This is a genomic window from Pseudomonas protegens (assembly GCF_003732485.1).
Taxonomy (GTDB): domain Bacteria; phylum Pseudomonadota; class Gammaproteobacteria; order Pseudomonadales; family Pseudomonadaceae; genus Aquipseudomonas; species Aquipseudomonas protegens_B.
The window spans coordinates 93,421-101,179 of record NZ_MOAK01000086.1; the positions used below are offsets into that span (position 1 = coordinate 93,421).

Sequence of the window (7,759 nt, forward strand, 5' to 3'; positions counted from 1 at the left end):
CGCGGGTCCAACTGACGGAATACCGCATCCACCCAGGCCGTACCGGCGATGACCGCTGCTTCGCGAGTGATGATGGTGGCTTTGGCCAGACGTTCGGCCGGGATCAATTGCGCGGTGATGTCGCCGCTGCCGATGTCTTCCAGCAACGCGCGGCGCACGTTGGCTTCGATTTCGGCGGTCAGGTCGGCGAGGCGTAGATTCGGCATAACGGGCTCCACAAACTAAGTGCGCCGATTATAGGGGCATGGGATCGGCGAACCCAAGGCGGCAAATGTCGGCGAGCCTTTGACGAACCTGTCTTTCGTCGCTTTGTCTGATGGGTATGAGTGAATTTTCTCGTTGGTCTGAGGGTTATTTCCCGATAGGCGACAGAGTCTGCTGGCGCAAGAGGGGACTTTTACAAGATAATATGACTTGTAATTGACGTCATAGCTTTGACGTGTCTTTGGCTCCCCCTTAAATGAAGTGCAGTGGAATGCATTTGCCTCCGCTGAGAGCCGACTGTGAGCGTCGTCGGCTTGACTGAACCTTGATCTCGAACCGAAGAAACACCTTTCCAGGAGGCTTGGATGCACAACGACGGGAATGTAGTGCCTTTGCACAAGGCGGCTACAGATCAGGCGACCGCTTCGCCGCTTGCCCGCCTGCCAGTGATTCTGCTTCAGGTTCGAGACAAGGCTGCCCAGCAGCTGCGTCACGGTTTGCAGGAGTTGTTCGATAACGCCGACGACACGCTGTTCGAGATGGCCGATCGGGCACAGAACAACGTCGAGCAGAACACCCTGTTTGAAGCCATGCGCGACCTGCGCTTGAAGCGCAAAAGCATCGACCGCGGTTTTCTGGAGAAGTTTTTCGAAGCTTTCGCCGGTCTGGTGCAGTACGACCCGGCCTTGGTCATTCCCCATGTGGTGGCTTACGACCCTTCTCTTGATCCTTCCCAGGATGACCTGGAAAAGACCGTGGCCGTGGATGCCATGGTGGCCAAGGTCCTCAACCGGGACGGCTTCGCCCTCGGGCAACTGACGGCGCGCCTGGGCGTGCTGCTGGGCCGACGCCTGGCGGATGCGGAAAACCCTCTGGCGCCGGCGCTGCTCTGTGAGTACTTCCTCCAGGCCGGACGCAGCCTGGGGGTGGAGATCAAGGTCAAGTTGATCATCCTCAAACTGTTCGAGCGGTACGTGCTCAGCGATGCCGAACAGCTCTATGGCGAAGCCAATCAGCTGTTGATTGCCACGGGAATCCTGCCGGAGCTGATGCCCGCCCCAGCGCGCCGAGCCTCAGATCGAGCCCAGGCTGAAGCCCAGGCCGCCACCGCCGATGCTAAAGGGCACAAGCCGGGCCAGAGCCCGCTCGACGAGAGCGTGCAGGAAGTCTTCGCGGCCTTGCAGACACTGCTCCTGCATGTGCGCGGCAGCGTTGCGCCGACCCTGGAGGCCAGCGCCGAAACCCAACCGATTTCGACCCGTGACCTCATGCGTCTGCTGTCCCATCTGCAGCAGTACGTGCCTGCCCCCAGTGCCCAGGAAGATTTCGACCTGCGCAACCAGTTGGAGCAGTTGCTCACCCGGGTCAGCGTCAAGAGCGGCAAGTCCCGGGTCGTGGATGTTGCCGACGAGGACGTGATCAACCTGATCGCCATGCTCTTCGAGTGCATCCTCGACGACCGCAACCTGCCGGAGTCCCTCAAGGCGCTGATCGGGCGCCTGCAGATTCCCATGCTCAAGGTGGCGGTGCTGGACAAGAGTTTCTTCAGTCGCGGCAACCATCCGGCGCGGCGCCTGCTCAATGAAATCGCCGCTGCCGCGATGGGCTGGGGCGGCTGCGACGACCATCAGCGTGACAGCCTGTATTTGCGTATCGAGCAGGTGGTGCAGCGCCTGCTGAGCGAATTCACCGACGACCCGGCGATCTTCTCCGAGTTGCTGGCAGACTTTCTCGCCTTTACCGCCGATGAGCGGCGCAGGGCGGAGTTGCTGGAGCAACGTACCCGGGACGCCGAGGAGGGCCGGGCCAAGGCGGGGCTGGCGAGACGGCGGGTGGAGCAGGCGCTCAACGAAGCACTGCTGGGCAAGGTGCTGCCGCACAAAGTGGTGGATTTTGTTCGCGATGCCTGGAGCCAGGTGCTGTTGCTCAGTAGCCTGAAGCACGGTGATGATTCTGCCGAATGGCACACCGCCGAGGGGACCATGAACGAGCTGATCTGGAGTGTGCAACGCCACGAGCAGCCGGACACCGCGATGCGCTTGCTGGCCCTGGTGCCGGGGCTGCTCAAGGGCCTGCGAGAAGGCTTGAGCGGTGCGGCATTCGATCCCTTCGCCACCAGCGAGTTCTTCAGCCAACTGGAGCTACTGCACCTGCAGGCATTCGAGCGTGAAGCCCTGGCACCGCAACAGCGAGTGGTGCCCCTGGAGGCCGAACGTAGCGACCTGATAGTGGTGGCCCAGGAGATCGTCCTGCCCAGCGCCGAAGAAGGTCCCCTGGAGGCAGCGCCGCTGGTCCTGCCGGCGAATGACCCCAGCGTGCTGCAAGTGGAGCAGCTGCGGTTGGGGGCCTGGGTCGAGTTTCAAGAGGACGAGGACAACACCCTGCGCTGCAAATTGGCGGCGATTGTCCCCCATCCGGTGGCCAAGTACGTATTCGTCAACCGCACCGGGATGAAAGTCCTGGAGCGCACGCGCATGGGCCTGGCCCTGGAGTTTCACCGCGGCGCGGTGCGGGCCCTGGACGATACCTTGCTGTTCGATCGAGCCCTGGAATCGGTGATCGGCAATCTGCAGCGACTCAATCACGGCAAGTGATCGCAACCCGAGGGGGGAACGCGGCATACTGGGCCACTCAAGGCTTTAGTTGAAGGAATCGGTATGCGGCTGGACCCTGCCACGGGTTGGTGTCATGGCGTACGGCACTGTCCGTCAGTCAATTTCAATGAACGCCCGGCAGGCGAGATCTCCCTGTTGGTGATTCATAACATCAGTCTGCCGCCGGGGCAGTTCGGCACCGGCAAGGTGCAGGAATTCTTTCAGAATCGCCTTGATGTCACAGAGCATCCCTATTTTGCCGGGATCGCCGACTTGCGCGTGTCCGCGCATTTTCTGATCGAGCGTGACGGCGCGGTCACCCAGTTTGTCTCTTGTCTGGACCGGGCCTGGCACGCGGGAGTGTCGAGCTTCGAGGGGCGAGACACATGCAACGACTTTTCCCTGGGCATCGAACTGGAGGGCACTGACGAATTGCCTTTCACCGACGCCCAGTACCGCTCCCTGAGTGCCCTGACCGAACAATTACAGGCGGCTTTCTGCGCCATCACACCACAACGGATCTGTGGTCATAGCGACATCGCCCCCGGGCGCAAGACCGACCCGGGCCAGGCTTTCGACTGGGCACGCTATCGTGCCGCCTTGGAGAAGGGGGAAGGACAATGAGTTTTCTGGTGTTGCTGCTGGCGGTGTGGATCGAGAAGTTCTCGGCCCTGCGCCAGAGGGTACAGCGCGATGGCTGGTGGCTGAAGGAGTTGGCGCGGCTGGAGGCCAGCCCGCGTCTGGCGGGGCATCCATGGTGGTTGTTGCTGGTGCTGGTGTTGCTGCCGGTGGCCTTGCTCGGTCTCTTGCTGCTGGTGCTGGAACCGATCACATACGGACTGCTGGCCCTGCCGGTGCATTTGCTGGTGGTGATCTATGCCCTGGGCCGCGGCGACCTGCTCGGTGGCCTCGGACCGTTTCGCGATGCCTGGCGCCGTGAGGACCTGCAAGCAGCGGTGCATGTGGCCAAGCGTGACCTGAACATTGGAGCCGACAGTGGCGAGCAACTGCTGGAACGGGTCCAAGGCTATCTGCTATGGCAGGCCTTCCAGAGCTTCTTCGCGGTGATCTTCTGGTACTTCCTGCTGGGCCCGGTGGCTGCCTTGAGCTACCGCCTACTGGCCCTGGCTGCCGAGCACGGCAAGAACCCTGCCCTGGTGGAACGTGCGGCGCAGTTGCGCCATGCCTTCGACTGGCTGCCGGTGCGCCTGTTGGCGGCGAGCTTCGCCCTGGTGGGCAACTTTGTTGCCGTGAGCCGGGTGATGCTTCACGAATTGCTCAATTGGCACATCAGTGCCGGGCAATTGGTGGAGAAGGTCGGCCTGGTGGCTGCTGAGATTCCACCGCCCCAGACCGGCCCCGAAGGGGTCAACAGCCTGGATCGCCTCTGGGAACTGCTGCTGCGGGCGGCCGTGCTCTGGTACGCCGGTTTTGCCCTATGGACCGTTCTCGCCTGAATCTTTATCCCTGGTGCAGCGAGCCAGTGTGGCTCCCTGCGCCAGCCCGGGCCACAGGCCTGATCAACCGCCCAGGCGCGGTTAACTTTAAGTTACAAAACCTCCCCCGAAATTGAGCTATACAGACGGAGCGCCGAATAGTGGCTATCTGCTGCCTTCGCCTGCCTGCCCATAACAATAAAAGAAAAGGGAGACTTCCTTGTGAAGAGCTTGCTCTATCCCGCTGTCGCGCTGATGAATCGCCTGAGCTTCGGCATGAAGTTCAGCCTGATCAGCGTGCTGTTCTTTCTACCCATGCTGGTGACCAACTTCTATCTGGTACGCGACTCCTACCGGGAGTTCCAGGGCACCCGGGTCGAGCTGCAAAGCCTCGATCTGCTGGGCAGCAGCCTGAGCCTGCGCCGGGACCTGGAAACCCTCAACAACCTGGTGCAAATCAATGCCAGCCTCGGCCAGTCCGGCAAGGCCGGGGATCTGGAGGGCAAGATAGTCTCCCTGGAAAAGTCCGTGCTGGAGCGCATGCAGGCCCTTGAGGCCGTCACCGTCGATCCCCGGCAGGTCGAGGTGTTCAACGCCAAGCGTGATGAGTTGGTGGCGGCCTTCAAGGCGCAGCAGGTGGAAAGCTCGCTGCTGAACAAAAGCGGACTGATCGGCAAGCTGCTGGGCAGCGCGCAGCTGTTCAGCCAGATCATCGCCAGCCAGTCGGGCCTCAGCCGCGACGGCCAGGGCGACATCCGTCAGCTCAGTGACCTGATCACCAGCGTCACTCCACAAGTCACCCAGACCCTGGGAGAAGGTCGGGCCATGGGTGCCTACTCCCTGGGGCAGGGCTTTCTCAACTCTTCATCCAGCACCCGTTTCGACGAACTGCTGGTGCAGATCGAAAAGCTCCAGGCCGAGTACGGACTCAAGCTGCAGGATGCCCTGGGCTCCAGCCGCGCCGCCCACGACGCGTTGGACAGCCTGGCCGGTGCCAGCAAAGGCAGCCTCAAGCAGGCCAGCGAACTGTTCGAAGAACAGGTGGTGATGGCCGATACCCTGGACGCGCCCTGGCAGGGTTTCTACGACCAGGTCAGCAGCCTGATGGCGCAGACCTATCAACTCAACGAAGGCACCTTGAAGTTCCTCGATGTCGAGCTGCAAAAACGCCTTGAGCAAAACCGTAGCCACATGGTGCTGCTGGTGGCGGCCCTGGCCCTGGTGTTTCTCTCGATCGTCTATCTGTATGGCGGTTTCTATGCGTCGACCCGCACCACCTTGCGGCGTCTGGGCGCGATGATGGACAAGGTGGCGGCGGGGGACATGACCGTCACCTTCACCGCCCACAGCCGCGATGAACTGGGAGAACTGGGCAGCGTGTTCAACGGCACAGTGCGCAAGATCCACGACCTGATCGAGCGGGTCGGCCACACCGTCAGCGAAGTGGAGCGCCAGGCCGGGCAGGTGGAAAGCGTCTCGGCCCAGAGCAACCAGGCCGTGGCCGGCCAGCGCAGCCAGATCGAACAAGTGGCCACGGCCATGAACCAGATGTCCGCCACCTCCCAGGAAGTGGCCCGCAGCGCGGCCGCGGCGGTCAGCAGTGCCCACAGCGTCAACGACGAAACCATCAGCGGCCGTGGGCTGGTGGAGTCCCAGCAGGGCAGCATTGCTCGCCTGGCCAGCGAGATCGATCAGTCGGTGCTGGTGATCAACCAGTTGGCCAGCGACAGCCAGTCCATCAGCCGGGTACTGGAAGTGATCAAGAGCATTGCCGAACAGACCAACCTGCTGGCCCTGAATGCCGCCATCGAGGCCGCCCGCGCCGGCGAGCAAGGCAGGGGCTTTGCCGTGGTGGCCGATGAAGTGCGAACCCTGGCCAAGCGGACTCAGCAATCCACCGAAGAAATCGAGGAGATGATCGGCAAGCTCCACGGCGGCGTCAGCGCAGCGGTCAAGGCCATGGGCAGCAGTCACGCCATGGCCAATGGCACGGTCGACCAGTCGGAAAAGGTTCAGCAGGCCCTGGAAAACATCCTGGGTGCGGTGGGCATGATCGTCGACCAGAACCAGCAGATCGCCGCCGCCGTGGAGCAGCAGACGGCAGTGGCCCACGACATTGACCAGAACATTGTCGAGATCAATCGTGCCGGTGAACGCACCGCCGAGGGCGCGCACCAGACCGAGGATGCCAGCCGCCAGCTGTCGGCCCAGGTGGTGCAGTTGAAACAGCTGATTGGTGCGTTCCGCGTCTGACCGGGGAGGGGGCGATCGTCACGACGCGCTTGAGGGCCAGCCGAACAGCTCGCAGGCATTGCGGGTGCTGGCGCTGGCCAGTTGCTCGGGAGCGATGCCGATGATGTCTGCCAGGGCGCTGCAGATCGCCGGTAAATGCTGCGGGCTGTTGCGCTGGCCGGGAAACATGGCGGGCGCCATGTCCGGCGAGTCGGTCTCCAGCACCAGGGACTCCAGGGGCAGGTCGGCGAGGACCTTGCGCAAGCGCAATGCCTGAGGCCAGGTAGCGGCGCCGCCCAGGCCCAGCTTGAACCCCAGCTTGATGTATTCCCGGGCTTCCTCGCGGCTGCCGGCAAAGGCGTGGATGATCCCGCCGCGCTTGAGCTTGAAACGCTTCAAGGTGGCGATCACCGCCGCATGGCTGCGCCGTACATGGAGCAGGGCGGGCAGCTGGAAATCGGCTGCCAGTTGCAACTGCGCTTGGAACAGCGATTGCTGGCGTTCGCGGTCCAGTTGCGCAAGAAAGTAATCCAGGCCGATCTCGCCCACCGCGCACAGCTGGGGATGTCCCGCCAATCGCGTCAGCCAGTCCCCCAGTTGCTTGAGGTCGGCGGGTTGATGATCGTCCAGATAGACCGGGTGCAGGCCAAAGGCGGCGTACAGCTGTGGGTCGCGCTGCACCAGATCCCAGACGCGCTGCCAATTGGCCTGATAGACCCCCAACACCACCATTCGCGAGACGCCCCGGGCGCGGCTGCCGGCCAGCAGCGCCTCACGGTCATCGTCGAAATCCGGAAAATCCAGATGGGTGTGGGTGTCGATCAGCTCCACGACTCAATCCTGCTGGATACGCTGTTTGAAGGTCCGGGCGATAGCCTGGACGCCGGGCTGGTACTGCCCCTCTTCGATGGCGGCCAGGGCCAGTTGCAGGGCTTTTTCGGCGATCAGTTGATGCTGCTGGGCCATGGCATTGACCGGCAACGGCAAGAAGTCCAGTAACTGGGTATCACCGAAGGTGCCCAGGCGCAGTGGCCGGGATTTCAGCGGGAAGTCGTGCAAAGCGTCGAACACGCCCTGCAGTAGCACATAAGAGGTGGTCACCAGGGCATCCGGCAGATGACCCAGGCGCTGCAGCAGCTCTTCCATCAACTGCCGGCCGCAATCACGACTGAAGGCTTCGCCGTGCTCGATCAGCACTTGGCCGCCGAAGCCTTGCAGGGCCTGGCGGAATCCGGCGGCGCGCTCCTGGCTGATGCTCAGTTCCGGGCGGGCGCCGATCAGCACGATCTGCTT

General features: G+C 62.6%; 6 protein-coding genes and 2 pseudogenes. 5 read left to right on the top strand and 3 right to left on the bottom strand.

All coding sequences use genetic code 11. The features are described 5' to 3' along the window. A pseudogene (locus tag BLX41_RS36420) lies at window positions 1-206 on the bottom strand (carboxylating nicotinate-nucleotide diphosphorylase); the annotation flags it as partial. Between the two features lie 363 nt (window positions 207-569). Between BLX41_RS36420 and BLX41_RS27415 the strand changes: the two are divergent. From BLX41_RS27415 to BLX41_RS37495, 5 genes and pseudogenes are all read left to right on the top strand, one after another. Then, window positions 570-2,798, top strand: a complete 2,229-nt coding sequence (locus BLX41_RS27415) for a DUF1631 domain-containing protein (protein WP_123727420.1) — start codon at window positions 570-572, stop codon at window positions 2,796-2,798. Window positions 2,799-2,861: 63 nt separating this feature from the next. Beyond that, window positions 2,862-3,422 (top strand): 1,6-anhydro-N-acetylmuramyl-L-alanine amidase AmpD, encoded by a 561-nt coding sequence (ampD, locus tag BLX41_RS27420; RefSeq protein WP_123727421.1) that lies wholly within the window; start codon window positions 2,862-2,864, stop codon window positions 3,420-3,422. After that, the gene (ampE, locus tag BLX41_RS27425; RefSeq protein WP_123727422.1) at window positions 3,419-4,255 is read left to right on the top strand and encodes a regulatory signaling modulator protein AmpE; all 837 of its coding nucleotides are present in this window, start codon (window positions 3,419-3,421) and stop codon (window positions 4,253-4,255) included. Before ampD ends, ampE begins: the two co-directional genes overlap by 4 nt. Before the next feature lie 1,170 nt (window positions 4,256-5,425). Then, a pseudogene (locus BLX41_RS37490) lies at window positions 5,426-5,629 on the top strand (HAMP domain-containing protein); the annotation flags it as partial. A 153-nt stretch (window positions 5,630-5,782) separates the two neighbouring features. Beyond that, window positions 5,783-6,487, top strand: a complete 705-nt coding sequence (locus tag BLX41_RS37495; RefSeq protein WP_404942808.1) for a methyl-accepting chemotaxis protein — start codon at window positions 5,783-5,785, stop codon at window positions 6,485-6,487. Between the two features lie 18 nt (window positions 6,488-6,505). On the opposite strand, the gene BLX41_RS27435 is transcribed toward BLX41_RS37495, so the two are convergent. Together BLX41_RS27435 and BLX41_RS36425 are read right to left on the bottom strand one after the other, a co-directional pair. Beyond that, window positions 6,506-7,297, bottom strand: a complete 792-nt coding sequence (locus tag BLX41_RS27435; protein ID WP_123727424.1) for a TatD family hydrolase — start codon at window positions 7,295-7,297, stop codon at window positions 6,506-6,508. Between the two features lie 3 nt (window positions 7,298-7,300). Then, a partial coding sequence (locus BLX41_RS36425; protein ID WP_259745241.1) for a substrate-binding domain-containing protein occupies window positions 7,301-7,759 on the bottom strand: 459 nt, incomplete at its 5' end.